Origin of the sequence: Rathayibacter sp. VKM Ac-2929 (assembly GCF_022815495.1) — a bacterium.
GTDB classification, from domain to species: Bacteria; Actinomycetota; Actinomycetes; order Actinomycetales; family Microbacteriaceae; genus Rathayibacter; species Rathayibacter festucae.
Map to the genome: position 1 here is coordinate 18,651 of NZ_JALGRV010000003.1, position 26,204 is coordinate 44,854.

The window sequence follows — 26,204 nt, forward strand, 5'->3', positions numbered from 1 at the left end:
GCGTGGCGGGATGGCGCGCGGTGGACGGATCTTCGGGGGCGGTGCGGGGCGGGCGGGATCGGACACGGGCTCGGACACGCTCGAGGCGGCGATCCTGCGCGCGAGCGCCCGTGGGCCCGGCGCGCGGACCCGGGCGGAGATCGTCCCGCCGTCGGGGCGGCACCTCGTGCTGCCGTCGACCTCGGGGACCGTGCTCGCCGTGGACGTCGACGCGCTGGTGGCGCTGGCCGCCTCGGAGGACCTGCTGATCGCGCTGGAGCGGCGGCCCGGCGACTTCGCCGTGGCGGCGACTCCGCTGCTCTCGTGGTGGTCGGCGGACGAGACGGTGCCGGACGAGGAGACGGAGCGACGGCTCGACGCGCGCGCGCTCGCCGCGGTGACGCTCGGGCCGGGTCCCGGGACGGATGTGGAGTCGCGGCTGCGCGGGCTCGTCGCGCGGGCGGACATCGACGGGCTGGCCGCGGCGCTCGCGCTGCTGGCCCGGGTGCCGGATCCGCCGGCCGCGTTCCAGGACGCCGACGGGTTCTGGCGGCTGATGGTGCCGGAGGCGGCGTTCGAGCGGCGGCTGCTGCTGGCGCCGGCGGTCGAGGCTCCGGCCGAGCGGGTGCTCCTGCTGCTGCGCGACTGCGCCTTCACGGCGACGCTGCCGCGGCGACGCGCGGTGATCGCGGCGGCCTGCGCGCGGATCGTGGCGGCGGCGCCGGACCCCGCGGCGCTCGCCGCACTGGCGGAGGCCGTCGACGACGCGCTGGAGAAGCGCTGGCGCGCGCTCTGACCCACCTCGGGCACGCATCGAGCGACCGCCGCTCCGACCCCCGGAGCACCTGCGCAGGCCGGGTGCCTAAGCTGGACGGATGTCCCTTCCCGGTCTCGAATTCCGTCGCTTCCCCGCCGCCCTGACCGCCGAGGGCGGACCCGACGCCGCCACGGCCGCCTGGGGCACCGCGATCAACGCGGGCTTCCACGAGAAGGAGTACACGCCGGAGCAGTGGCGCGACTGGGCCGAGCACATGGTCGCCGACCAGCGCGAGCTGACCGCGGTGCACGACTCCGCCTCCCCCGAGGGCATCGACGGCGAGTCCGTCCCCGTCGCCACCTACGCCGCGTTCCCCGGCTCGCTGCAGGTCGGCCGCGGGCGCGAGCTCGCCGCGCACCTCGTCTCGCAGGTCACCGTCCGGGCCACGCACCGCCGACGCGGGATCCTCCGCGCCATGATCACCGACGACCTGCGCCTGGCCCGCGAATCGGGCGCCGCGGTCGCCGTGCTCACCGCGAGCGAGGCCTCGATCTACCGCCGGTTCGGCTTCGGCCGCTCGGCCTTCACCCGCTCGATCCGCGTCGACACCGGCCCGCGCTTCGCCCTCCAGGTCGAGCCGGCCGGCCGCGTCGAGGTCGTCGCGACGACCTGGCTGCAGTCGCGGGTGGAGGAGGTCTTCCGCGCCTTCCACGCGCGCACCCCCGGCTCGCTGACCCGCCAGTCGCGCTACGCCGCGAACGCCGTCGGCACCGAGCCCGGCGAGACCGCGCCGGGCCGCGCCGTCCGCTCCGCCGTGCACCTCGACGCCGACGGACAGCTCGACGGCTACGTCACCTACAAGGCCGTCGGGCCGGACGAGGACGACCGCACCCTCGAGGTCGTCGACCTCGTCGCCGCGACCGCCGACGCCTACCTCGGGCTCTGGGGCTTCCTCGGTGCCGTCGACCTCGCCTCGACCGTCACCTGGGACATGGCGCCCGTCGACGACCCGCTGACCTGGGCCCTGCGCGACGCGCGCGTCGTGGAGGTGACGAAGGTCGCCGACCTGATCTGGACCCGCGTGCTCGACGTGGCGGCGGCGTTCGGCGCGCGGCCGTGGACGAGCGACGGCACGCTGGTGCTCGCGGTCCGCGACGAGCTCGGCCTCGTCGACGGCACCTACCGCATCACTGCCGAGGGCGGCGAGGGCCGCGTGGAGCGCAGCGACGACGCGGCGACCCTGTCGCTGGACGTCGCCGACCTCGGCACGCTGCTGCTCGGCTCCGCCCGCCCGTCCACGCTGGCGCGGGCCGGCGCGGTGACGCTGGCGGAAGCGGACCACGAGGGCGTCGACCGCTTCTTCTCGCCGATCGCGGCGCCGTACTGCATCTCCTTCTTCTAGGCCGCTCGCAGGGGGAAGCCCTGCTGATCAAGCAGCCCGTGAAGCGGGCGCATCGAGATCAACCAGCGCCGGAAGGGGGGTCTGCAGACCTGCCCTTCTGAGGACGGCGGGTCTCGATACGCCCCTGCGGGGCTACTCGACCAGCATGCAAGCGGGCATCTCTGCCGAATGGATCCGCACATCATGCTGATCGAGTAGCCCGCGAAGCGGGCGTATCGAGATCCATCAGCGTCGGAACGGGGGTCTGCAGGCCTGCCCTTCTGAGGACGACGGGTCTCGATACGCCCCTGCGGGGCTACTCGACCAGCATGTGGCGGCGCGGCCGCGTCCTTTCGACCAGCATGCAGAGTCCGGGACTCGCAGGCTCCTCCGGGTGTCCCCGCAACCGCGGTCGGTCATGCTGGAGGATCCCGACCCGCGAGGAGTTCCGCATGGGCGCATCCGTGATCGTCGACGCCGTCGTCGTGCTGAGCCTCATCGGCGCGCTCGTCGACGGCCTGCGCCGCGGCTTCCTCCGCACGCTCGGCGGCCTGGCGGGCGTGGTCGCCGGGGCGATCGCCGCCTCCTTCGCCGTTCCCGCGGTCTCCGCCTGGGCGGCCGGCAGCGAGTGGCGGCTGCTCGCCGTGATCGGCACCGCGGTGCTGCTGCTCGGCGTCGGCTACGCGATCGGCGCGACCATCGGCGCTGTCTTCGGCCGCGGCGCCGACAAGGTGAAGCTCGGCCTCCTCGACCGCCTCGCCGGAGGGGTCGCCGGCGTCGCCATCACCGGGCTCGTCTGGATCGCCGTCACCTCGGCGGTCTCGCTGCTCGGCGTGCCGCTGGTCACGACCTCCGTCGCGGGCTCCACCGTCATCCGCACCATCGACGACCTCACGCCCGACCCGGTCCGCGGCTTCCTCGCCCAGCTCCAGTCGACCGTCGTCGACGAGGGCACCTCCTGGATCGTCGAGGCCCTCGACGCCCCGACCGAGGCGCCCGTCATCCCCAACGTCGCGACGGACGACCCCGAGGTCGCGACCGCCACCGATTCGGTCGTGCGCGTCTCCGGCACCGCCTGGGCCTGCGACGTCGGCGTCACGGGCAGCGGCTTCGTCGTCTCGGACGACCGGGTGGTCACCAACGCGCACGTGGTGGCCGGAGTCTCGCAGCCCGTGGTCGAGGCGCCGAACGAGCCGCCGCGCACCGGCCGCGTCGTCTACCTCGACACCGCCGCCGACCTCGCGGTCATCGCCGTCGACGGGCTCTCCGCCGCGCCGCTCGCCCTCGACGACGCGGTCCTGGCCGGCGACGACGGCGTGGTGGCGGGCTACCCGTTCGGCGGACCGCTGACCCTCGGCGCCGCGCAGATCTCCTCCGACGCCACCGTCTCGCTGATGGTCGACGGCGCGCCGACCTCGCGCGAGGTGCTGACGCTCGCGGCCCTCGTCAACCAGGGCAACTCCGGCGGACCGCTGCTCTCGCTCGACGGCACCGTCTCGGGCGTGGTGTTCGGCAAGGCCGCCTCGGTCGACAACGTCGGCTACGCGATCCCGCTCTCGGTGCTCGGACCGGTGGCCGCCGAGGCGCCGTCGCTGACCGCGACCGTCGACTCCGGGCCCTGCCGCTCCGCCTGAGCGCGCACTCCCGCGCACAACATCAGCTGAGAAGGGGGTCCCTCGCCCCACAGCGGAGGCACCCCCTTCTCGGCTGATGTTGTGCAGCGCATCCGCGCACACCACGGTCACTCCGCCGGCAGCGGCCCGTCCGTCAGCACCAGCCGCAGCTCGTCGAGCTGCACCACGGTCGGATCGGTCGCCAGGTACTCCTCGACCCGCGGATCCAGCGGGAAGCGCGCCGACTCCTCGATCGCGATCGCGACGATCCCCTCCGACGCCGGATCCGTCGTGTACCGATCGCCGATGTAGGGCACGTAGACCCCCGACGACATCCCCTGCACCAGCACCAGCCCGCCGTCGAGCCCGCGCTCGTGCAGCGCGCCCGCCACCCGCGCGATCCCGGTCGGCCGCTCCTGCGCGATGCCGACGGAGGTCGCCGCCGCGATCACCAGCGAGGCCACCAGCAGCAGGACGCCGACCGGCCGCGCGATCCGCCACGGCAGCGCGAGCCCGTCGCGCAGCGCCTCGGCGATCCCCACCCCCGCGAGTACACAGAGCAGCCACGCCCACGCCACGTAGTAGTGCGGCAGCGCGACCGCGCTGATCAGCAGGTGGAAGACCAGCAGGAGCAGTGTCGAGCCCGCCAGGTACAGCACCAGCGCCCGCCGCCGCGGCGCGAGCAGCGCCAGCAGTCCGCCGAGCACGAGCACGGCGAGCGCCGCCGGTCCGACGCCCGACAGCATGAACCAGAGGTTCGCCCACCACGGCGGAAAGCGGTACGGCGCCCCCGCGACGTCGATCATGTGCCCGCTCGCGTTGTGCTCGCTCTGGAAGTCGAGCAGGTAGCGGATCGCCTCGACCGGGTGCACCGGCAGGTAGGCGAGCACCGCGGTCACGAGGAAGGCGAGCGCGAAGGCCGCGAAGCCCCGGAGCGCCCGGCGGCGGTCGCCGATCAGCAGCAGCGGCACGAGGAACACCGGCGCGAGCGCCAGGGTCGTCAGCTTCGAGGTGACCGACAGCGCGAAGAGGACGCCGGCGAGTCCGATCAGCCCGCCAGTGCGCTCCCCCGCCGCCCCGCGTCGCGCCCAGGCCCAGGCGGCGGCCATCGCGGCGACCGCGAAGAGCACCATGAACGGCTCCAGGAGCGCGAGCCGGTCGATCCGGGTGCCGCCGGTCGCGGTGGTCCGCGGGAAGAGGAGGAACAGGCCGGCCGGGATCAGCGCGAGGACGGTGCCGAGCTCGCGCTTCAGCCAGAACCAGAGGATGACGCCGGTGAGGAGGGTCGCCGCGCCGGCCGCGATCCGCCCCGCGAGCAGGCCCTCGCCGAGCAGGACCTGCGCGAGTCCGATCAGGTACTTCGCGGTCGGCGGGTGCTCGAGATTGGGCGCCATGTCGCCGCGCAGATAGCTCCAGCCGGCGGAGAGGTAGACGGGCTCGTCCGAGGAGGTGTTCGCGGCGCCGAGGTTGCCGAAGCACTGCCAGAGCGCCCAGAGGAGGGTCACGAGGACGGCCGCGGCCCTCGCCGTGCCGGTTCCGCGTGTCGTGCCGACGGCCCGCGCCGTCTCGCTTCCGCGCGCCGTGCCGATCCCCCGCTCCACCCGGCCGATCCTAGGCGGTGCCCGATCGATGGGCAGGACGCCCGGAGGCCGCCCCCGAGCGCCGAGCGCCCGCCCCGGTAGGATCGTCGCGCATCCCCACCCTCTCTCCTGGAGCCTCCAGCACATGGCAGACAGCCGCACCGCAGACGCCCGCATCGCCGTTCCCGACACCACCGCGAACGCGGCCGTCACTCCCGAGAAGGAGCAGCCCTACGCGGCGCTGGGGCTGAAGCCCGACGAGTACGCGAGCATCCGCGAGATCCTCGGCCGGCGCCCCACGAGCGGCGAGCTGGCGATGTACTCGGTGATGTGGAGCGAGCACTGCTCCTACAAGTCGTCCAAGATGTACCTCCGCCAGTTCGGGCAGAAGGTCTCGCCCGCCATGAAGAAGAACCTCATGGTCGGCATGGGCGAGAACGCCGGAGTGGTCGACGTGGGCGAGGGCTGGGCCGTCACCTTCAAGATCGAGAGCCACAACCACCCCAGCTACATCGAGCCGTTCCAGGGCGCGGCCACCGGCGTCGGCGGCATCGTCCGCGACATCATCTCGATGGGCGCCCGCCCCGTCGCCGTGATGGACGCCCTGCGCTTCGGCGACATCGACGATCCGGACACCGCGCGCGTCGTGCACGGCGTGGTCGCCGGGATCTCCTTCTACGCGAACTGCCTCGGCCTGCCGAACATCGGCGGCGAGACGTACTTCGACTCCGTCTACCAGGGCAACCCGCTCGTCAACGCGCTCGCGGTGGGCGTCCTCCGCCACGAGGACCTGCACCTCGCCAACGCCCGCGGCGTCGGCAACAAGGTCGTGCTCTTCGGGGCGCGCACCGGCGGCGACGGCATCGGCGGCGCGTCGATCCTCGCCTCCGACAGCTTCGCCGACGGCGGCCCGACCAAGCGGCCCGCCGTGCAGGTCGGCGACCCGTTCGCCGAGAAGGTGCTCATCGAGTGCTGCCTCGAGCTGTTCCGCAAGGACCTCGTCGAGGGCATCCAGGACCTCGGCGCGGCCGGCATCTCCTGCGCCACCTCCGAGCTCGCCTCCAACGGCGACGGCGGCATGTTCATCGAGCTCGACTCGGTGCTGCTGCGCGACCCCTCGCTGACGGCCGAGGAGATCCTGATGTCGGAGTCGCAGGAGCGGATGATGGCGGTCGTCCGCCCCGAGAAGCTCGACGCGTTCCTCGAGGTCGTCCGCAAGTGGGACGTCGAGACCAGCGTGCTCGGCGAGGTCACCGACTCCGGCCGGCTCATCATCAACTGGCACGGCGAGGAGATCGTCAACGTCGACCCGCGCACCGTCGCCGTCGACGGCCCGGTCTACGAGCGCCCGATCGCCTACCCCGCCTGGCTCGACGCCCTGCAGGCCGACTCCTCCTCGCGACTGCCGCGCTCGAGTGACGGCGATGCCCTCCGCGCCGAGACCCTCGCGCTGCTCGGCTCCGCGAACCTCGCCGACAAGAGCTGGATCACCTCGCAGTACGACCGCTACGTGCTCGGCAACACCGCGCTGAGCTACCCCGACGACGGCGGCATGGTCCGCGTCGACGAGGAGTCCGGCCTGGGCTTCGCCGTCGCAACCGACGCCAACGGCCGCTGGTGCCAGCTCGACCCCGCGCAGGGCGCGCGCCTCGCGCTCGCCGAGGCGTTCCGCAACGTCGCCGTCACCGGAGCGACGCCCGTCGCCGTCTCCGACTGCCTCAACTTCGGCAGCCCCGAGAACCCCGAGGTCATGTGGCAGTTCCGCGAGGCCGTCGGCGCGCTCGCCGACGCCTGCCTCGAGCTCGAGATCCCCGTCACCGGCGGCAACGTCTCCTTCTACAACCAGACCGGCGACGTGCCGATCTTCCCGACCCCCGTCGTCGGCGTGCTCGGCGTGATCGACGACGTCGGCCGCCGCATCCCCTCCGGCTGGCAGGACGAGGGCGACAACGTCTACCTCCTCGGCGTCACCCGCGACGAGCTCGACGGGTCCGCCTGGGCGGGCACCGTGCACGACCACCTCGGCGGGCGTCCCCCGCAGCTCGACCTCGCCGCCGAGAAGTCGCTGGCCGAGCTGATCGCGGCCGGCTCGACCGAGTCGCTGATCGCCTCCGCGCACGACCTCGCCGACGGCGGACTCGTCGTCGCGCTGGCCGAGTCCGCGATGCGCTTCGGCGTCGGGGTGCGGATCTGGCTCGACGAGCTGATGGAGCGCGACGGCGTCGACGCCACCGCCGCCCTCTTCTCGGAGTCGACCGGCCGCGTGCTGGTGTCCGTGCCGCGCGAGGACGACGTGAAGTTCCGCGGGCTCTGCGAGGGCCGCGGCTACCCCGTGCTCCGGATCGGCGTCACCGACGCCGAGTCCCCCGTCGTCGAGGTCCAGGGCCTCTTCACGGTGCCGCTCGAGGAGCTGCGCACCGTGAACGGCGCCGTGCTGCCGTCCCGCTTCGCCTGACGCCGGGCGGCTCCGCTCCGGAGCCCACCCCACCCTCCAAAAGTTGCGGTAGTCGCGCGCCGCTACCGCAACTTCGGAGGACTCGCCCGCACCACCCGCCGGGGCCTCCGGCCGAGCCTCCAGAAGTTGCGGTAGTCGCGCGCCGCTACCGCAACTTTCGAGGAGTCGCCCGCGCCACCACCCGGCTCGCTCGGGCGACTCTCCAGAAGTTGCGGTAGTCGCGCGCCGCTACCGCAACTTTTGAGGAGTGGGGCGGGCGAGTCTCCGCGGGTGCGTCGCGGGTGCGCAGAAGTTGTCGTGCTCGGGAAGCGCGTACGACAACTCTTGAGGAGTGGGCACGCGGGAGTAGCGCCGGGATTCCGGGATTACGGACTGTTTGCAATAGTGGAGGCATGACCTCCGAACGTGATCTCGCCGGCGAGCTCGACGAGCTGCGGGAGCGGGTGGCGCGGCTCGAGGGGGCCGCGCTCGGCGCGACGCCCGGCAGCACCGCGGCCGCCCCGGCGCAGGACGACCCGGTCTGGGCGCTCACCGCGCTCAAGGAGCGGCTGCCCTCGCCGGGCGGGGTCGTCTTCGCGGGTGCCGTCGCCACTCCGGCCGGGCCGGTCGAGTGGCAGTACGGCCTCAGCACCGACGCGTTCTTCGAGCGCGACTGGGGGTCGAGCCCGGGCCCGGCGGCGCTGGCCGCGCTGGGCAGCCCGGTGCGCCTGCGCTTCCTGCAGGCCGTCGCGGGCGGAGTCGAGACGGTCGCGCAGCTCGCCGAGAGCGAGGGTGCCGGCACGACCGGCCAGATCTACCACCACGTCAACCAGCTGGTCGCGGCGGGCTGGCTCGAGGCGCGAGGGCGCGGGCGCTACGGCATCCCGCCCGAGCGGCTGGTGCCCCTGCTGACGATCCTTCTCGCCGCAGGAGGTCCCCGATGAGAACCCGAACCCGCGTGATCGCCGCCGCCGCGGCCGTCGCCGTGCTCGGCGGCGGGGTGCTGCTGCGCCCGCCGGCACCCCGGCTCTCGGACGAGCGCACCGGCGACGCCGCGATCGCGCAGTGGCTGTCCGACCAGGCCGACGGCACGCGCGACCGGCTCGTCGCCGCGGTCGTCACTCCCGACGGCGTCCGCTTCGCCGGCCTCGGCGCCGACGAGAGCATGGAGGTCGAGATCGGCTCGGTGACCAAGACGATGACGGCGCTGCTCCTCGCGCAGAGCGCCGACACCGGGACGGTCGCCCTCACCGATCGCGCCGGCGACCACGCGGAGCTGGGCGGCTTCGACGGCACGCTGGAGGAGCTGGCGAGCCATCGCTCCGGGCTCCCGCGCCTGTCCTCGGCCCCGCTGGACCTGGTGGCGACGCTCGTCGCGCAGCTGCGCGGCGTCGATCCGTACACGACCTTCTCGCCGGACGACGTCCTGCGCCAGGCGGCGAGCGCCGGCGGCGGAACGGACGAGGTCGCGTACTCCAACCTGGGTGTCGCCGTCCTGGGGCAGACCCTCGCCCGGGCGGAGGGAGCCGACTACGCGGATCTGGTCCGGGAGCGGATCTTCACGCCGCTCGGGATGACCGGCAGCTCGGTCCCCGTCTCGGCGGACGCCCTCGCGCCGGACGCGCCCACGGGCTACTCCGAGAGCGGCCGCGCGGTCGGCCCGTGGACGCTCGAGGGCTACGCGCCGGCGGGAGGCGTCCGCTCGACCGCCGCGGACATGGCGCGGTATGCGAGCGCCCTGCTCACCGACGACCCCGCACTCGGCGTTCCGGCCGCGACCGCTCTCGAGCCGCGCTTCGACGCCGGCGACGGCGACCGCATCGGCCTCACCTGGTTCACCTCCCCGGTGGACGACGGCGGCTCGACGACCTGGCACAACGGCGGCACCGCCGGCTACGCGACCATGCTCGCGCTGGATCGGGAGCGCGGCGTCGCCGTCTTCGTCAACTCGAGCACCGCGACCTCGGTCGACGCGCTCGGCCTCGACCTGCTCGCCCACGTCCTGGAGGAGGAGGCATGATCCTCGCCACGCTGATCGCCCTCGCCGTCGCGGTCTTCACCGTCGGCCGCTTCGCGCTCGGGAGCATCCCCTCGCGCCGCACCGCTGCGCATCTCGACCGCGACCGCCTGCGCGTGCTCACCCGCGGCGTCGAGTCGGCGCTCGTGCTGCTGCTGGTGCGGGTGCTCGCCGACTGGACGCTGGTGACCCTCGTGCCGTGGTTCGCGCTCGTGGCGCTGGCGGCGGCCGGGGCAGCGGGCGCCGTCGTGCGCTGGAAGGCCCTCCCCTGGCTCGAGGACCCGTCGAAGCGCCGCGCCCGGACCACCGGCTTCGCCGGCACGGTCGCCCTCTCGGCCGTGCTCGTCGGCGCGATCGGGCTCTGACCGACGCGCCGCCCATGGTGGTCGAGCAGCCCCGCAGGGGCGTATCGAGACCCACCACCGCCAGCAGGGCGGGACTGCAGACCCGACTCCCGGTGACGCGGGATCTCGATACGCCCGCTCCGCGGGCTACTCGATCAGCATGAGTCGGCAGCCGCCTCGATCAGCATGAGTCGGCAGCCGCCTCGATCAGCAGGATCATGCGGGCGCCTGCGCCCCATGCTGGTCGAGTAGCCCCGCAGGGGCGTATCGAGACCAACGGCCGGCAGGACGACCGGCTCAGCCGGCCTGGGTCGGCAGCGGCTCGGGCTCGGCGTTGTCGAGGACGCGGCCGTTCTGGTCGCCGACGGTCAGGACCGTCGACGGGCTGAGGTTGAGGGTGTCGCCGCCGAAGAGGCTGCTCAGGGTGACGCCGTCGCGGCGGACGGAGTTCAGGGCGTCGAGGTAGTCGGCGCTGACGCAGAAGCGGTCGGCGATGCGGGCGGGATTGTCCCCGGCCGCGACGACGTACGCGGCGGGCATGCCGTCGGTCGCCGTGCGCACCGTCCCGGCCGCGCCCTCGCGGGTCCCCCGGTCGCGCACGACCTCGAGGTCGACGTCGCCGATCGAGCCGCCGCCGGCGAGGTCGGAGATCACGCACCCGCCGGTCGCGGCGACGGGCACCGGCGCGAGCGAGACGCTCGGCACGGGACGCGGACCGGCGTCGACGCTCGGCGCGGTCGTGGCGGTCGCGGAGCTCGCCGCACCGGCCTCGGCGGTCGGCGCCGCGTCCGGGATGTCGGCCGCCGACGTGCAGCCGGCGAGCAGGAGGGTGCTCGCGAGCACGATCACGATGCGCTGAGTCGTCTTCGATGCCACTCCCAGACTCTAACCCGCAGCGCGATTGACCTCCTCCCCCGCTGAATCCCATCGCCGACGCCTGTTGGACACCGGGCCCGCGACGGCGTCAACTGGAGGCATGCAGTACACGAATCTCGGCCGCACCGGTCTGTCCGTCTCCCGCGCCGTCCTGGGCACCATGAACTTCGGCCCGGAGACGAGCGAGCCCGACTCGTTCGCGATCATGGACCGCGCGCACGAGCTCGGCGTCAACTTCTTCGACACCGCGAACGTCTACGGCGGCGAGGGCGGACGCGGCGCGACGGAGGAGATCGTCGGCCGCTGGTTCGCGCAGGGCGGCGAGCGCCGCGAGCGCACCGTCCTCGCGACCAAGCTCTACGGCGACATGGAGCAGCACGCCGCTCCCGGCGCCGAGCGCGGTCGCGACTCCTGGCCCAACGGCGGGCGCCTCTCCGCGCTCAACATCCGCCGCGCGCTCGACGACAGCCTGCGCCGCCTGCAGACCGACCACATCGACCTGTACCAGTTCCACCACGTCGACCGCACGACGCCGTGGGACGAGATCTGGCAGGCGATGGAGGTCGCCGTGCAGCAGGGCAAGGTCCTCTACGTCGGCTCGAGCAACTTCGCCGGCTGGCACATCGCGCAGGCGCAGGAGGCGGCGCGCGACCGCCGCTTCACCGGCCTCTCCTCCGAGCAGTCCATCTACAACCTGCTCGTCCGCGACATCGAGCGCGAGGTCCTGCCCGCCGCCCAGCACTACGGGCTCGGCGTCATCCCCTGGTCGCCGCTGCAGGGCGGGCTGCTCGGCGGCGTGATCGAGAAGACGGAGTCCGGCAGCCGTCGCGCCTCCGCCCGCTCGCTCGAGGCGATCGAGAAGAACCGCCCCGCGCTGGAGCAGTACGAGGCCTTCGCCCGCGAGCGCGGCATCGCGCCGGGGGAGCTCGCGCTCGCCTGGCTGCTGCACCAGCCGGGCGTCACCGGTCCGATCACCGGGCCGCGCACGATGGAGCAGCTCGAGAGCGCCGTCGCGGCCGTCGACATCGCGCTCGAGCCCGCGGATCTCGCCCGCCTCGACGAGATCTTCCCCGGGCACCGCACGGCGCCGGAGGACTACGCCTGGTGAGCCTCCCGCCCCGCTGATCGAGCGGGGCGCTCCCCTTCCATGCTGATCGAGCAGCCTGCGCACCGTGCGCATTTCATGCTGATCGAGCAGCGCACGCAGTGGGCGTATCGAGATCCACCACCGCCGGAACTCGAGTCTGCAGACCCGCCCCTCCGACAACGGTGGTCTCGATACGCCCCTCCGGGGCTACTCGACCAGCATGACGATCTCCCGTCCCATGACACCCCTACCCGGAAAGAGACCCCATGAAGCAGCGCAGCATCGGCGACATCAGCGTCGGCAGCATCGGACTCGGCGGCATGCCGATGTCGATCGAGGGCCGCCCCGACCGCGAGCGGTCGATCGCCACGATCCACGCCGCCCTCGACGCCGGCGTCACCCTCATCGACACGGCGGACGCCTACCACCAGGGCGGCGACGCCGACCTCGGCCACAACGAGCTGCTCATCGCGGAGGCGCTCCGCGGCTACGGCGGCGACACCTCCGGGGTGCTCGTCGCCACCAAGGGCGGGCACCTCCGCCCCGAGCCGGGAGTCTGGACGCAGGACGGCCGCCCCGAGTACCTCAAGGAGGCGGCCCGCGCCTCCGCGCAGCGCCTCGGCGTCGACGCGATCGGCCTCTACCAGTACCACCGCCCCGACCCGGAGGTGCCCTACGCCGACTCGATCGGCGCGCTCGCCGAGCTGCTCGACGAGGGAGTGATCCTCCGCGCCGGCATCTCGAACGCCGACCCGGACCAGATCCGCGAGGCACACGGGATCCTCGGCGAACGCCTGGTCTCCGTGCAGAACCAGTTCTCGCCGAAGTTCCGCTCCAGCGAGCCGGAGCTCGAGCTCTGCGCCGAGCTGGGCCTCGCCTTCCTGCCGTGGAGCCCGCTGGGCGGCATCACCTCGGCCGCCGAGCTGGGCACGTCGTTCGCGGCGTTCGCCACCGTCGCCGAGGCGCACGACGTGTCGCCGCAGGTCGTCTGCCTGGCTTGGGAGCTGGCGAAGTCGCCGACCGTCCTCCCGATCCCCGGATCCTCGCGCCCCGAGAGCATCCGCGACTCGGCCACAGCGGCCGACCTCGAGCTGACGGCGGAGGAGCTCGCCTCGCTCGACTGAGCGATCACTTCATGCTGGTCGAGTAGCGCGCAGCGCGTATCGAGACCCACGCTCCGGACGACGGTGGATCTCGATACGCCCGCTCCGCGGGCTACTCGATCAGCATGAAGGGGCGGCTCCGAGGGCTGCTCGATCAGCATTGCAGGGGCCCCGCGCGGGCTGTCGATCAGCGCGCGGCGGCGGCCGGCAGGGCCGCGACGAAGGCGCGGGCCGCGGCCGTCGGCCGCTCGGGGAGGGCCACCATCGTGCGCCAGACGAGCAGCGGGTCCTCCAGCGGCACCGCGCGCAGGCCGGCCGGACGCTTCTCGGCGAAGTGCGCCGGCACGACGGCCACGCCCATGCCGTACTCGACGAGGTCGAGCAGGGTGTGCACGTCGTTCACCTCGAGCTCCACCTCGAACGCCAGGCCGTGCGCGGCGAACGCCTGGGCCGCGAGGTGGCTCGCGCCCCAGTGCTCCTGCAGGCCGACGATCGTCTGCCCCTCGAGGTCCGGGATCCGGCAGACCGGCCGGTCGGCCAGCGGATGCTCCGGATGCGCGAGCACCGCGAAGCCCTCACTGGCGAGCGGCCGCGTGACCACTCCCGCCGGCACCGCGCCGATGTCGGCGACCAGCGCGAGATCCAGCCGCCCGCTGCCCACCGCGTCCAGCAGCGTGCCGGACCCGTCATGGGTCAACCGCAGCCCGACGCCCGGGTGCTGCTCCCGGAAGGTCGCGAGCTCGCGCGGCAGGTGCACGCCGCCCAGGCACTCCTCGGTGCCGACCGCGAGACTTCCCCGCAGCACGCCCTGCACTGCCAGCACGGCGTCGCGGGCGGCGAGCGCGCTGGCGACCGACTGCTCCGACTCCGCCAGCATCGCGCGGCCGGCCGGCGTCAGCTCGACCCGGCGGGTGCTCCGGGTGAACAGCGGGCTGCCCAGCTCGCTCTCGAGCGCCCGGATCGACGCCGACAGGCCCGACTGCGAGATCTGCAGGGCGCTCGCCGCGCGGGTGAAGTGCTGCTCCTTCGCGACGGCGAGGAAGTGTTCGAGCTGGCGCAGTTCCATGGGTCCATCCTCCTCGCGCGCGGGCACCACCGGGACCGGTTGCGCCGGCGGCTCAGCGCCCCACGACCCAGCGCCCGGTGGCTCCGCGCCCGACGACCCAGCACCCGACGGCTCCGCGCCCGACGACCCAGCACCCGACGGCTCCGCGCTCGGCGGACCGGCCCACCCGGCCTAGCGCTCCGCCGAGATCGCCAGCACCACGTCGGTGAGCGTCGCCCGGAGCCGCTCGAGCGCGGCCTCCTCCGAGTCGCCCTCGAGGATCGAGGTCTTCACCGCGTCGTCGTAGCTCGCGATCAGCAGGCGGACGGCCGTGGTCGGCGCCAGCGAGAAGTCGCGGTGCACCTGCTGCAGCGCCCCCCGCACGATGTCGACGAGGGTCGCGTCGAAGCCCGCCCGGAAGGCGCTGTACTGCGGAGCGATCGCCGCGTCGCGCAGCGCGAGCAGCTCGAACTCGGACTGCACGACGCACCAGCGCCGGCTGTCGGTGAACGGCCCCTGCAGGAAGTCGAGGATGACGACCGCGAGCGTCTCGGGGGTGAGCGGCTCGTCCGATTCGGCGACCTTGGGGATCGTGCGCCCCATCTGCTCGACCAGCCCGTCCAGGCGGGCGCCGTTCTCCCGCTGCATCAGCGCGAAGAACAGCTCCTCCTTCGTGGAGAAGTTGGAGTAGAAGGCGCCGCGGCTGAACCCCGCGCGCTCGCAGATCTGCTCGACCGAGGCGGTGTGCACGCCGGTCTCGGCGAAGACGTCGTACGCGGCGTCGAGGAGCCGCTCGCGCGTCCGACCCCGGCGGGAGGTCTCGACGGAGTCGGTCATCCTGAGTCCTTCCCGGGCGGGCGTCGGCGGTATTGAGATACATCACTGTATCGGATACATTCGCGTATCGGATACGTTCGTGTATCGAGCACGGTCGTGCATCGAACACGTCGCCTCCCGCGCGTTCGTGCTGACGGCACGACCGCGCTCTCCGAGCACAGAGTCGTGTCCCTTTCCGCTCCCCCGTCGTCAGGAGACACGCGTGTCGTCGATGCTCTACCGACTCGGCCGCTGGGTGTTCCGCGCCCACCGGCTGGTCGCCGTCCTCTGGCTCGCCGTCGTCGTCCTCGCGGGCGGCGGCGCGCTGCTGCTCAACCAGGGCACGGACAACACCTTCTCGATCCCCGGCACGCAGTCGCAGACCGCGCTGGACCAGCTCGAGCGCACCTTCCCGCAGGTCAGCGGCACCTCGGCGCGCTACGTCGTCGTCGCGCCCGACGGCGGCAGCGTCGAGGACGCGGACATCAGCGGCCCGGTCGGCGAGGCGGTCACCGCGCTGGAGGCGATCGACGGCGTCGCGGCGGTCACCGACCCCTACTCCGACACCGTCGAGGGCACGATCTCCGAGGCCGGCAACGCGCTCGTCATCACCACGCAGATGGACGGCTCCGCCACCACGACCTCCGAGGCGTCGCGGGACGCGCTCCAGGCCGAGGCCACCACCCTCCAGGACGCGCTCCCCGCGGGCGCCGTGGTCTCGCTCGGCGGCGACCTCTTCTCCCAGAGCCTGCCCGGCGTCACCGTCACCGAGGGGATCGGCCTCCTCGTGGCGCTGGTCGTCCTGGTGCTCACCTTCGGCTCGTTCCTCGCCGCCGGCATGCCGCTGGTGACCGCGCTGCTCGGCGTCGCGCTCTCGATGTCCGCGATCTTCATCGCGACCCGCTTCGCCTCGATCTCCTCCACCACGCCACTGCTGGCGCTGATGCTCGGCCTCGCGGTCGGCATCGACTACGCGCTCTTCATCATCAGCCGGCACCAGGACCAGCTGAAGCAGGGCATGGCGCCGGAGGAGTCGACCGCCCGCGCGACCGCGACCGCCGGCTCCGCGGTCGTCTTCGCCGGCCTGACCGTCATCATCGCGCTCGCCGGCCTCTCGGTCGCGGGCATCCCGTTCCTCACCACGATGGGCATCGCGGCGGCGGGCGGAGTCGCCATCGCGGTGGTCATCGCCCTCACGCTCACCCCCGCGCTGCTCGGCTTCGCCGGCGAGCGCCTCCGGCCGAAGGAGCGGAAGGCGAAGAAGGCCGCCGCGAAGCAGGCTGCCGCGACCTCCGGCGCCGAGAAGGCCGCCGTCACCACCGGCGCCCACACCGACCCCGACGCCGCCGAGGACGCGACCGCCCCCTCCCCCGGCTCGCACGTGCACGCCGAGGTCCCGCGCGGCTTCTTCCGCGGCTGGGTGCGCGTCGTCACCCGCTTCCCGATCCTCACGATCATCGCCGTCCTCGGCGTGCTCGGCATGGCGTCGATCCCGGCGCTGAGCCTCCGCCTCGCGCTGCCCGACGCCGGCTATCAGGCCGAGGGCACCCCCGCGCGCGACACCTACGACCTGCTCGCCGAGAACTTCGGCCCCGGCTACAACGGCCCGCTCATCGTCACCGGCACGATCATCGGATCGACCGACCCGCTCGGCCTGATGGCCGACCTCAAGACCGAGATCGAGGGCCTGGACGGCGTCGCCTCGGTGCCGCTCGCCACCCCGAACGAGACCGCGGACACCGGGATCATCCAGGTGATCCCCGAGGGCGGCCCGGACTCCGAGGCCACCAAGGCGCTCGTCGCCGAGATCCGCGACAAGCACGACTACTTCGAGGAGACCTACGGGGTCGACCTCGCGGTCACCGGGCAGACCGCGGTCGGCATCGACATCTCCGACACCCTGGCGAACGCGCTGCTGCCGTTCGGCCTGCTGGTCGTCGGGCTCTCGCTGGTGCTGCTGACGATGGTCTTCCGCTCGCTCTGGGTGCCGCTCAAGGCGACGCTCGGCTACCTGCTCTCGGTCGGCGCGTCCTTCGGCGCCGTCGCGGCGGTCTTCGAGTGGGGCTGGTTCGCCGACGCCCTGCACGTGGACAAGACCGGCCCGATCATCAGCTTCATGCCGATCATCCTGATGGGCGTGCTCTTCGGACTGGCGATGGACTACGAGGTGTTCCTCGTCTCGCGGATGCGCGAGGACTACGTGCACGGCCGTCCGGCCCGCGCGGCGGTCGAGTCGGGCTTCGTCGGCTCGGCGAAGGTCGTCACCGCGGCCGCGATCATCATGTTCTCCGTCTTCGCCGCGTTCGTTCCCGAGGGCGACACCAACATCAAGCCGATCGCGCTCGGCCTGGCGGTGGGCGTCTTCGTCGACGCCTTCATCGTCCGGATGACGCTCGTGCCGGCGGTGCTGCATCTCCTCGGCGACCGCGCCTGGCACATGCCGCGCTGGCTCGACCGAGTGCTCCCCTCCTTCGACGTGGAGGGCGAGGGCCTGACCAAGGAGCTCGCTCTCGCCGACTGGCCCGAGCCCGGCGCCAGCGACGCGGTCGCGGCCGAGGGGCTGTGCCTCGACGGTCCCGACGGCCCGGTGTATCGCGACGTCGACGTGCGGGTGCCCGCGGGCGGCGCACTCGTCGTGCACGGCCCGCACCGCTCGGGCCGCACCGCGCTGCTGCTGACGATCGCGGGGCGCCTCGCCCCCGACGCCGGCCGGCTCAAGGTCGACGGCCTCGTCGTGCCGATCCGCTCCTCCGCGGTCCGCGGGCGCGTCGGACTCGTCCGGCTCGCCGGCGCGGTCGATCCGGTGGCCGAGGTGCGCGCGGCGCTCGAGACGGCTCCGCCGCTGCTCGTGCTCGACGACCTCGACACCGTCACCGACCCGCAGCTGCGCGACGGCATCCGCGCCGAGCTCGACCGGGCCCGCGCGAAGGCCGCGCAGAAGGAGCACTCCTTCACGGTGATCGCCTCCTCCGTCGACGCGGACGCGCTCGACGACCTCCTCCCCACCGACCGCGGCGAGCTCGCGGTCTCCCCCGCGGCCGAGCGCCGCGCTATCGCGAAGGTCCGCTGACAGATGGCTCTCTTCTCCCTCGAACGCCCCCGCGGCGTCAAGAAGGTGTCCTGGGTGACCCTTCTCGGCATCGTCCTCGTCCCGCTGGTCATCGGCGGCCTGCTCGTCTGGGCGCTGTGGAACCCGACCGAGCGCCTCGACACCATCACGGCCGCGGTCGTGAACGAGGACACCCCCGTCGAGCTCAACGGGCAGACCGTGCCGCTCGGCCGCCAGCTCGCGGCCGGGCTCGTCACCGGCGGGGAGACGGACGCGGCGACGCCCGCGCCCTCCGCGTCCGGCACTCCCTCCCCCTCCTCGAGCCCCGCGGCGAACGTCTCGGGCTCCGACTCGACCGGCAACTTCACCTGGGTCCTCACCGACAAGGACGACGCGGCGAAGGGCCTCGCCGACGGCAGCTACGCGACCGTCGTCACCATCCCGTCCTCGTTCTCCGCTGCCGCGACCTCCTACGCCGGAGACGCCGCCGCCGCGACGAAGGCCACGATCGACATCACCACCAGCGAGAAGGCGAAGCTCGTCGACGACGCCATCTCGGCGACGGTCACCAGCACGGCGACGGCGCTGCTGAACACGCAGCTGACCACCGCCTACCTCGAGAACATCTACGTCGGCTTCAACACCCTGAACGAGCAGATCGGCCAGGCCGCCGACGGCGCGGGCACGCTCGCGGACGGCGCCGACCAGCTCGGCACCGGCGCCTCGACGCTCGCCGACGGCACCAGCACGCTCGCGGACGGCATCGACGACCTCGCCACCGGCGCCTCCGGCCTCTCGGACGGAGTGGCGCAGCTCGGCACCGGCGCGTCCTCCCTGGCGGACGGCGTCGCGCAGGTCGGCACCGGCGCCTCCGACCTCTCGGGCGGGGTCTCGCAGCTCGCGACCGGCGCGCAGCAGTCGGCCGACGGCGCGACGCAGCTCGCGACCGGCGCGGGCTCGCTCGCGGACGGCCTCGACGGGCTCGCCGCGGGAGTCTCGGCGCTGGGCGACACCGCCGCGACCGCCTCCGGGCTCGCCGCCCAGTCCGCGACCACCACCGGCACCTCGCTCGGCACCATCGCCGCGCTCGCGCAGTCCTGCGCCGCGACCGACCCCGTCTGCGCCGCCATCCTCGCGGAAGCCGGCAGCCAGCTCGACACCACGAACCAGGCCGGCGCGCTCTACCAGGCGGGCGCGACCGCTCAGTACGCCGCGGGCATCTCGGCCGGCATCACCGACGGAGTGAACGGTCAGCCGTCGCTCGTCGCCGGGACCGCGCAGTCGGCCGCCGGAGCGCGCGGCGTCGCCGACGGAGCGACCGCCCTCGCGGGCGGCCTGGGCCAGCTCTCGACCGGCGCCGCGACGGCCGCCGGCGGAGCGTCGCAGCTCGCCACCGGCGCCGCCTCCGCCGCCGACGGCGCCCGCCAGCTGGCGACCGGCGCGACCTCGGCCGCGGACGGAGCCGCGCAGCTCTCGACCGGCGCCTCCTCGGCGGCCGACGGAGCACGACAGCTCGCCGACGGCGCGGGCGGAGTCTCGGACGGCGCCCTCCAGCTCGCCGACGGCACCCGCTCGCTCGCGACCGGCCTCGACGCCGCGGTGGCCCAGCTGCCGACGTACACGGAGTCGGAGTCGCAGAACCTCGCCGACGTCGTCTCCGACCCGGTCGAGAACTCGAGCGGCAACACCACGGACCTCTTCGGAGCGTCGAGCGTGCCGTTCTTCGCGACGATCGCGCTCTGGCTCGGTGCCCTGGCGACCTTCCTCGTCCTCGCCGCGTTCTCGCACCGCGCGCTCTCCTCGACCCGCTCCTCCGCGGCGCTGGCGCTGTCCTCCTACGTGCCGGCCCTCGTGATCGGACTCGTGCAGGGCCTCGCCGTCGCGATCGTGATGAGCGCGGTCGCGAGCCTGGACCTCGTGACCTGGTTCGGCTTCGCCGCGCTGGCGATGCTCGCGGGGGCCTCGTTCGCCGCCGTGAACCAGGGACTGGTCGCGCTGCTCGGCGGGCTCGGCCGGTTCCTCTCGATGGTCGCCGCGGTGATCGGCCTCGGCGCCGGCATCATCTCGACCGTCCCGGGCGTCTTCGACGACGCCCTCGCCTTCCTGCCGCTCTCGGCCGCGCAGAACGCGCTGGCCGGCGTGGTCGAGGGCACCGGCGGCGCCGGCGCCGCGGTGGTCGGCCTGCTGATCTGGCTGCTCTTCGGCCTCCTGCTGACGGTCGCCGCCATCGCCCGCCGCCGCGTCACCTCGGTCCGCGCCCTGACCCGCCCCGTCGAGGCCTGACCCCTCCCCTCCGCGAGATGCCACTTGTGCACGCGACACGCCGTGTCGAGCGTGCACAAGTGGCATCTCGCGGAAGGGGTCAGGACGTCCAGCATCACGGAGCGGCCGCCGCAGGCGCCTCCCATGCTGGTCGAGCAGCCGCCGGAGGCGGCGTATCGAGACCCGCCGTCGTCAGCAGGCCGGGTCCGCAGACTCCACTTCTGACGCTGGTGGATCTCGATACGCCCGCTGCGCGGGCTACTCGATCAGCATGAAGCGGGGGCCGCTCGGTGAGCGGCCGCCCAGCATGTCGGGCGGGCGCCCATCCATGCTGGTCGGGTAACCGCCGCAGGCCCGCACCCATGCTGGTCGAGTAGCCGCCGGAGGCGGCGTATCGAGACCCGCAGGCAAGCCCGCCGGGCCGCCCTCAGTCCGCCGCGCCGCTCGCGATCTGCTCGTGGTGGTGGATGACCTCGGCGACGATGAAGCCGAGGAACTTCTCCGCGAAGGCCGGGTCGAGGTGCGCGTCCTCCGCCAGCGCCCGCAGCCGCGCGATCTGGCGCGACTCGCGGTCGAGGTCGGCGGGCGGCAGGCCGTGCGCCGCCTTCAGCCGCCCGACCTTCTGGGTGAACTTGAAGCGCTCGGCGAGCAGGTGGATCAGCGCCGCGTCGATGTTGTCGATGCTCTGACGGATCTGCTCGAGCTCGGCCAGCGCCTCGGCGTCCGACCCCTCGCGCGACGGTTCCTCGATCATGCCTCCGACCCTAACGGACGGGCACGACGCACTCCTGCCGTGGCAGACCTCCGGCTCGCGGAGGCACCTCCGGCACGCCGAAAGCCGCAGTTCCCGCGAGCCCGACCCGTAATCACGAGCCCGAGCTCGACCCCCGCCAAGCTCCGGCACGCAGAAACACCCCGGGCACGCGAAATCTCGCGATTTCCACGAGCCCCAGCCAGAATCACGAGCCGAAGCTCGACCCCACCGACCCCCGGCACGCACAAACGCTTCCGGCACGTCGAATCCCGCGATTCCCGCGAGCCGGAGCCGGAATCACGAGCCGAAGGCGGCGGCACGTCGAAGGCCCCCGCCCGTCACCGGGCAGGGGCCTTCGAGGAGAGGCGGCGTCAGTCGACGATGTTGAGGACGACGTCCACGTTGCCGCGGGTCGCGTTCGAGTACGGGCACATGGTGTGCGCCTTCTCGGCGACGGCGTGCGCGTCCTCCGAGCTCGCCTTGGGGACATAGATGTCGAGCTCGACCGCGAGGCCGAAGCCGCCGTCGTCGTTCTTGCCGATCGAGACGCTCGCCGACACCTGCGCGTCGGTGGTGTCGATCGAGAGCGCCTTGCCGGAGCCGTGCAGCGCGCTGAGGAAGCAGGCCGCGAAGCCGGCGGCGAAGAGCTGCTCGGGGTTCGTGCCCTCGCCGGAGCCGCCGAGCTCCTGGGGCGGGCGGGTGTCGAGGTCGAGCCGGTCGTCCTCGGTGCGGACGTGGCCGTCGCGTCCTCCACCGGAGGCGTGGGCGATGGCGGTGTAGAGAGCATCCATCCCTCCATCACACCACTGCGCGGCCGGGAGCGGGGTGAGCGTCGGGTGCACGTCCTCTCGACATCGCCGGCGCTCGGCACGGCCCTCACCCGGGAAGAGCCTCCGAACCGCGCCGTCCGGCCGTCAACCCCCTCGCGACTCCGCGCCGCCGGGTGTGGCCTGGAGAGGTACCCGGCGAGCGCCGGAGAACCACCGGCGTCAGCGCCGGGAGAAGGAGGAAGCATGCGCGCACTCACGTGGCAGGGCGTCGAGAAGGTCTCGGTCGAGACGGTTCCCGATCCCCGCATCCAGCAGCCGACGGACGCCATCGTCCGGATCACCTCGACCGCCATCTGCGGCTCCGACCTGCACCTTTACCGCCTGCTCGGCCCGTACCTCGACAAGGGCGACATCCTCGGCCACGAGCCGATGGGCGTCGTCGAGGAGGTCGGCGCGGGCATCACCAAGCTCAAGGTCGGCGACCGCGTCGTCGTCCCGTTCAACATCTCCTGCGGCGAGTGCTTCATGTGCCGTCGCGGCCTGCAGTCGCAGTGCGAGACCACCCAGGTGACCGAGTACGGCTCCGGAGCCTCGCTCTTCGGCTACACGAAGATGTACGGCCAGGTCCCCGGCGGCCAGGCGGAGTTCCTCCGCGTGCCGCTCGCCGACTACAACACCGTCGTCGTCGACACCGTCCTGCCGGACGAGAACTACCTCTTCCTCAGCGACATCGTGCCGACGGCCTGGCAGGGCGTCGAGTACGCGAACGTGCCCGACGGCGGCTCGCTCGTCGTCTTCGGCCTCGGCCCGGTCGGCCAGTTCGCCGCCCGCATCGGCGCGCACAAGGGCTACCGCGTGCTCGCGGTCGACCCGGTCGCCGAGCGCCGCGCGATGGCCGCCCGTCACGGCATCGAGGTCTTCGACTTCACGGACGACATCAACGACCAGTTGCGCGACCTCACCGAGGGCCGCGGCCCCGACTCCGTCGTCGACGCGGTCGGCATGGAGGCGCACGGCTCGCCGATGGGCTCGTTCGCGCAGACCGTCGCCGGGCTGCTCCCCGACCCGATCGCGCGGAAGGCGATGGACACGGTCGGCGTCGACCGGCTCGCCGCGGTCGTCTCCTCGCTCGACCTGGTGCGCCGCGGCGGCACGGTCTCGCTGAGCGGTGTCTACGGCGGCGAGGCGGACCCGCTGCCGCTGAAGTCGATGTTCGACAAGCAGATCACCCTGACGATGGGCCAGTGCAACGTGAAGCGCTGGATCGACGACCTGCTGCCGCTGGTCGAGGACTCGAGCGACCCGCTGGGCGTCAACGACCTCGTCACCCACCGCGCCCCCCTCGAGGACGCCCCCGGCCTCTACGAGACCTTCCAGAAGAAGGAGGACGGCTGCATCAAGGTCGTCCTGCAGCCGTAGCGGGCGGCGTGGGGTCTCGATATGCGCCTCCGGCGATACTCGACCAGCATGGGCCGCTCATGCTGATCGAGTAGCCGCGGGACGCGGCGTATCGAGATCCCTCCGCCGGGACACGACGAAGGCGGCGTCCCCGAGGGGGCGCCGCCTGAGTCGTGGTGCGGGGTAGACCTACTTGAAGACGTCCTTGATGTCCTCGCCGGTCTGCTTCGCGGAGGCCGAGGCCTGGTCCTTCTGGCCCTCGGCCTTCAGGCTGTCGTCGTTCTTGTGGTCGCCCAGGGCTTCCTTCGCCTTGCCGGCGATGTCCTGAGCGGCGTTCTTGATCTTGTCATCGAGCCCCATAGTGGTGCCTCCTTCGTGATCGTCGTGCGCTGAACTGTCACCCGAAGGTAGGAGCCGTTTCTGCTCGTCGGCTGGGAGCCGGAAGGGGCTTGCCCGGACGATCGCCGAGGTGCCACGATCGTCGGTTGCCCGCTCCCGGCGGGGTCACATGACGGGCGTCGCGGTGTCCGACGGCGCGGTCTGCGTCGGCTCCATCGTGGGCGTGCGGGTCGAGCCGTCATCGGCGCTGGTGGGCACGGCGCTCCCGGACTGGTTCGGGGTCTGCGCGTCGCCGGTGCAGCCCGCGAGCAGGCCGATGGTCAGGGCGGAGGCGCCGAGCGCGCCGAGGACGCGCACGGTGCGGGACGGTCGAGTGCTGAGCATGGGGTGCCTTTCCGGAAGCGGAGACGGGGCGGTCGTGCCCCCGTCCCCGTCGACGCTAGGCAGCGCTCTTCGCCGACGAGAAGGGCTTGACGCGCCGGTCCACCGGATCCGGAGCCGACGTCCAGGAAGCGCCGCCCGGGCGTCAGAGCACGGATGCGCGGGATCGTACGCCCTCACGCCTTCTGTCCGCTACGCCCTATCTCGGTGCGCGGCGCACTGCCCAGACTGGCGACGCCGGCACGCAGACCACCATTTCTCGATCCTGGAAGGGACAGACGATGTCGAACATCGATCCCGCTTCACCTCCGTTCGGAGACGGCGCGGCGAACGCCCGCGCCGCCGACCCCTCGTACGACAGCACCGACAGCACCTACGGAGCACCGCTCACCTCCGAGCCGTACTCGTCGGACACGACGACCACGGACACGACCTCCAGCGCGCACAGCGTCGGCGGGGGCACCTCGGGCAGCGTCTCGGACGCCGCCGGCTCCGCCAAGGAGAAGGCCGCCGAGACCGCGGGCGCTGCGAAGGAGCAGGCCGGCGCCGTCGCCGGCGACGCCAAGCAGGCCGCGGGCGACGTGCTCGCCACCGGCAAGGAGGAGGCCGCCAACGTCGCCCAGGAGGCGAAGGTGCAGGTCAAGGACCTCCTCGACCAGAGCCGCACCCAGCTCACCGAGCAGGCGCACGCCCAGAAGGAGAACGCCGCCAAGGGCGCCCGCGCCTTCAGCGACGACCTCACCGCACTCGCGAACGGCGAGGGCGGCGACGACAACGCGGCGTCGAAGCTCGTCTCGCAGGCCGCCGAGCGCGTCCAGGGCGTCGCCTCGTGGCTCGAGAACCGCGACCCCTCCGAGCTGCTGGACGACGTCCGGTCGTTCGCGCGCCGCCGTCCGGGTGCGTTCATCCTGATCGCCGCCGCGACCGGCCTGGTCGCCGGACGCCTCGTCCGCGCGCTGACCGCCGAGGCGAAGGACGAGAAGGCCGCGACCGCGGACACCTCCGGACCCGAGTTCGCCGCTCCCGCCGCCGCGGACTACTCCGGTGGCGCGACCACGACGACCGCGTTCGACGAGCGCGGCGATTTCGCGCCGACCGAGCCGGTCGCCGACCCGCTGAGCACGCCGATCACGCCCGGCTACGACGCCTTCCCGAACGGAACCCGGCCGTGAGCGATCCGCTGGGCGCGCATCGCGCCTCCGCCGAGCCGACGCCCGGAGAGCGCGCGGGCTCGACCTCCCTGGGCGATCTGCTCGGCGAGGTCTCCCGCGACCTCTCGACGCTGATCCGCCAGGAGATGGCGCTGGCGAAGGCCGAGATCAAGGAGTCGGCCGGCAAGGCCGGGAAGGGCGCCGGACTCCTCGGCGGTGCGGGCTACGCGGCGCTGATGGCCGTGCTCTTCCTCTCGATCGCCCTCTGGTGGGCGCTCGGGACACTGGTCGGCAACGGCTGGTCGGGTGTGATCGTCGCCGTGATCTGGGGCGTCGTCGCGGCGATCCTCTTCGCCGTCGGCCGCAAGAGCCTCAAGCAGGTCGACGGAGTCCCCGAGACGGTCGACACCCTCAAGCAGATTCCCGAAACCCTCAAGCCGAACGGGGCAGGACGATGACGTACGACGCAGGACAGAGCAAGACTCCGGAGGAGATCCGGGCCGACATCGAGCGCACGCGGCTCGAGCTCGGCGGAGACGTGGACGCGCTGGCCGAGAAGGTCAGCCCGAGCGCGATCGTCGACCGCCAGACCGACAAGGTCAAGGCAGCCGTCGGCTCCGTGCGCGACCGGGTGATGGGCTCGGCGCACGACGCCGGCGACTCGCTCTCCGGCACGGCCGGAGCGGTGAAGAGCAAGGCGAACGGCAACCCCTTCGCTGTGGGCCTGATGGCCTTCGGCGCCGGGCTCCTGATCGCCTCGCTCATCCCCGCCTCGGACGCCGAGAAGGACGCGGCCGGCAAGGTCAAGGAGCAGGCGCAGCCCGTCGTCGACTCCGTGACCGGTGCCGCGAAGGACGTCGCGAACGAGCTGCGCGAGCCGGCGCAGCAGGCGTTCGCCTCGGTGAAGGACACCGCGACCGACGCCGCGCAGAACGTCAAGGAGGCGGGTGGATCCGCCGCCGAGGACGTCAAGGACTCCGCCCGCGAGGCCAAGCACGCGGTGCAGGAGAACGTGACGCAGGACAGCGACCGCTCGTAACTCCCCCTCTCCGCGAGATGCCACTTGTG

23 protein-coding genes are annotated in these 26,204 nt (G+C 73.0%); 15 read left to right on the forward strand and 8 right to left on the reverse strand.

The features are described from left to right. Positions 1-10: 10 nt before the first annotated feature. From MT355_RS09220 to MT355_RS09230, 3 genes are all read left to right on the forward strand, one after another. Positions 11-775, forward strand: a complete 765-nt coding sequence (locus MT355_RS09220; protein WP_243599313.1) for a DUF2254 family protein — start codon at positions 11-13, stop codon at positions 773-775. A gap of 79 nt (positions 776-854) precedes the next feature. Next, the gene (locus tag MT355_RS09225) at positions 855-2,138 is read left to right on the forward strand and encodes a GNAT family N-acetyltransferase (protein WP_243599314.1); all 1,284 of its coding nucleotides are present in this window, start codon (positions 855-857) and stop codon (positions 2,136-2,138) included. Between the two features lie 431 nt (positions 2,139-2,569). Further along, positions 2,570-3,751 carry a MarP family serine protease gene (locus tag MT355_RS09230; RefSeq protein WP_243599315.1) on the forward strand — a complete coding sequence of 394 codons (1,182 nt, stop codon included), beginning with the start codon at positions 2,570-2,572 and terminating at the stop codon, positions 3,749-3,751. Between the two features lie 107 nt (positions 3,752-3,858). Here MT355_RS09230 and MT355_RS09235 read toward each other — a convergent pair whose 3' ends face one another. Next, positions 3,859-5,331 carry a glycosyltransferase family 39 protein gene (locus MT355_RS09235; RefSeq protein ID WP_243599316.1) on the reverse strand — a complete coding sequence of 491 codons (1,473 nt, stop codon included), beginning with the start codon at positions 5,329-5,331 and terminating at the stop codon, positions 3,859-3,861. Between the two features lie 124 nt (positions 5,332-5,455). On the opposite strand from MT355_RS09235, the gene purL reads away from it, so the two are divergent. The 4 genes from purL (at position 5,456) to MT355_RS09255 (ending at position 10,126) form a co-directional block, all read left to right on the forward strand. Next, a complete protein-coding gene (gene purL / locus MT355_RS09240; protein WP_243599317.1) occupies positions 5,456-7,765 on the forward strand; it encodes a phosphoribosylformylglycinamidine synthase subunit PurL in 2,310 nt (769 codons plus the stop codon). A 392-nt stretch (positions 7,766-8,157) separates the two neighbouring features. Further along, entirely contained in the window at positions 8,158-8,688 is a 531-nt protein-coding gene (locus MT355_RS09245) for a helix-turn-helix transcriptional regulator (RefSeq protein ID WP_243599318.1), read from the forward strand. Next, the gene (locus tag MT355_RS09250; RefSeq protein ID WP_243599319.1) at positions 8,685-9,764 is read left to right on the forward strand and encodes a serine hydrolase; all 1,080 of its coding nucleotides are present in this window, start codon (positions 8,685-8,687) and stop codon (positions 9,762-9,764) included. The genes MT355_RS09245 and MT355_RS09250 overlap by 4 nt, the downstream gene beginning before the upstream one ends. After that, positions 9,761-10,126, forward strand: coding sequence for a hypothetical protein (locus tag MT355_RS09255; protein WP_243599320.1), 366 nt, complete (start codon positions 9,761-9,763; stop codon positions 10,124-10,126). The genes MT355_RS09250 and MT355_RS09255 overlap by 4 nt, the downstream gene beginning before the upstream one ends. 276 nt (positions 10,127-10,402) lie before the next feature. Here the strand turns inward: MT355_RS09255 and MT355_RS09260 are convergent, their stop codons facing one another. Then, on the reverse strand, positions 10,403-10,981 hold the full coding sequence (locus tag MT355_RS09260; protein ID WP_243599321.1) for a hypothetical protein: 579 nt from the start codon (positions 10,979-10,981) through the stop codon (positions 10,403-10,405). A 100-nt stretch (positions 10,982-11,081) separates the two neighbouring features. On the opposite strand from MT355_RS09260, the gene MT355_RS09265 reads away from it, so the two are divergent. Together MT355_RS09265 and MT355_RS09270 are read left to right on the forward strand one after the other, a co-directional pair. After that, the gene (locus MT355_RS09265; protein ID WP_123705988.1) at positions 11,082-12,089 is read left to right on the forward strand and encodes an aldo/keto reductase; all 1,008 of its coding nucleotides are present in this window, start codon (positions 11,082-11,084) and stop codon (positions 12,087-12,089) included. Positions 12,090-12,334: 245 nt separating this feature from the next. Further along, positions 12,335-13,192, forward strand: a complete 858-nt coding sequence (locus MT355_RS09270; RefSeq protein ID WP_243599322.1) for an aldo/keto reductase — start codon at positions 12,335-12,337, stop codon at positions 13,190-13,192. A 166-nt stretch (positions 13,193-13,358) separates the two neighbouring features. Here the strand turns inward: MT355_RS09270 and MT355_RS09275 are convergent, their stop codons facing one another. Continuing rightward, the gene (locus MT355_RS09275) at positions 13,359-14,237 is read right to left on the reverse strand and encodes a LysR family transcriptional regulator (protein ID WP_243599323.1); all 879 of its coding nucleotides are present in this window, start codon (positions 14,235-14,237) and stop codon (positions 13,359-13,361) included. Between the two features lie 171 nt (positions 14,238-14,408). Continuing rightward, positions 14,409-15,053 (reverse strand): TetR/AcrR family transcriptional regulator, encoded by a 645-nt coding sequence (locus MT355_RS09280; protein ID WP_123447102.1) that lies wholly within the window; start codon positions 15,051-15,053, stop codon positions 14,409-14,411. A gap of 211 nt (positions 15,054-15,264) precedes the next feature. Here MT355_RS09280 and MT355_RS09285 point away from each other — a divergent pair, with 211 nt between their 5' ends. Beyond that, positions 15,265-18,102: an MMPL family transporter gene (locus MT355_RS09285; protein WP_279392307.1), complete on the forward strand. Its 2,838-nt coding sequence runs from the start codon at positions 15,265-15,267 to the stop codon at positions 18,100-18,102. A gap of 3 nt (positions 18,103-18,105) precedes the next feature. Continuing rightward, positions 18,106-20,364, forward strand: a complete 2,259-nt coding sequence (locus tag MT355_RS09290; protein WP_243599325.1) for a YhgE/Pip domain-containing protein — start codon at positions 18,106-18,108, stop codon at positions 20,362-20,364. A gap of 406 nt (positions 20,365-20,770) precedes the next feature. Here MT355_RS09290 and MT355_RS09295 read toward each other — a convergent pair whose 3' ends face one another. After that, complete coding sequence (locus tag MT355_RS09295; protein WP_132437413.1) at positions 20,771-21,097, reverse strand: chorismate mutase; 327 nt, start codon at positions 21,095-21,097, stop codon at positions 20,771-20,773. 371 nt (positions 21,098-21,468) lie between these two features. Continuing rightward, positions 21,469-21,888 carry an organic hydroperoxide resistance protein gene (locus MT355_RS09300; RefSeq protein WP_123736270.1) on the reverse strand — a complete coding sequence of 140 codons (420 nt, stop codon included), beginning with the start codon at positions 21,886-21,888 and terminating at the stop codon, positions 21,469-21,471. A gap of 222 nt (positions 21,889-22,110) precedes the next feature. On the opposite strand from MT355_RS09300, the gene MT355_RS09305 reads away from it, so the two are divergent. Beyond that, entirely contained in the window at positions 22,111-23,286 is a 1,176-nt protein-coding gene (locus MT355_RS09305; protein ID WP_123736269.1) for a zinc-dependent alcohol dehydrogenase, read from the forward strand. 168 nt (positions 23,287-23,454) lie between these two features. On the opposite strand, the gene MT355_RS09310 is transcribed toward MT355_RS09305, so the two are convergent. Together MT355_RS09310 and MT355_RS09315 are read right to left on the reverse strand one after the other, a co-directional pair. Further along, positions 23,455-23,625, reverse strand: a complete 171-nt coding sequence (locus MT355_RS09310; protein ID WP_123447107.1) for a CsbD family protein — start codon at positions 23,623-23,625, stop codon at positions 23,455-23,457. Between the two features lie 144 nt (positions 23,626-23,769). After that, entirely contained in the window at positions 23,770-23,988 is a 219-nt protein-coding gene (locus MT355_RS09315) for a hypothetical protein (protein ID WP_123447108.1), read from the reverse strand. 278 nt (positions 23,989-24,266) lie between these two features. On the opposite strand from MT355_RS09315, the gene MT355_RS09320 reads away from it, so the two are divergent. From MT355_RS09320 to MT355_RS09330, 3 genes are read left to right on the forward strand one after another with little or no spacing between them, the layout of a single operon-like run. Beyond that, positions 24,267-25,157 (forward strand): hypothetical protein, encoded by an 891-nt coding sequence (locus tag MT355_RS09320; RefSeq protein WP_243599326.1) that lies wholly within the window; start codon positions 24,267-24,269, stop codon positions 25,155-25,157. Beyond that, entirely contained in the window at positions 25,154-25,594 is a 441-nt protein-coding gene (locus tag MT355_RS09325; RefSeq protein WP_372487831.1) for a phage holin family protein, read from the forward strand. Before MT355_RS09320 ends, MT355_RS09325 begins: the two co-directional genes overlap by 4 nt. After that, the gene (locus MT355_RS09330) at positions 25,591-26,175 is read left to right on the forward strand and encodes a DUF3618 domain-containing protein (RefSeq protein ID WP_243599327.1); all 585 of its coding nucleotides are present in this window, start codon (positions 25,591-25,593) and stop codon (positions 26,173-26,175) included. Before MT355_RS09325 ends, MT355_RS09330 begins: the two co-directional genes overlap by 4 nt. Positions 26,176-26,204: the final 29 nt, after the last annotated feature.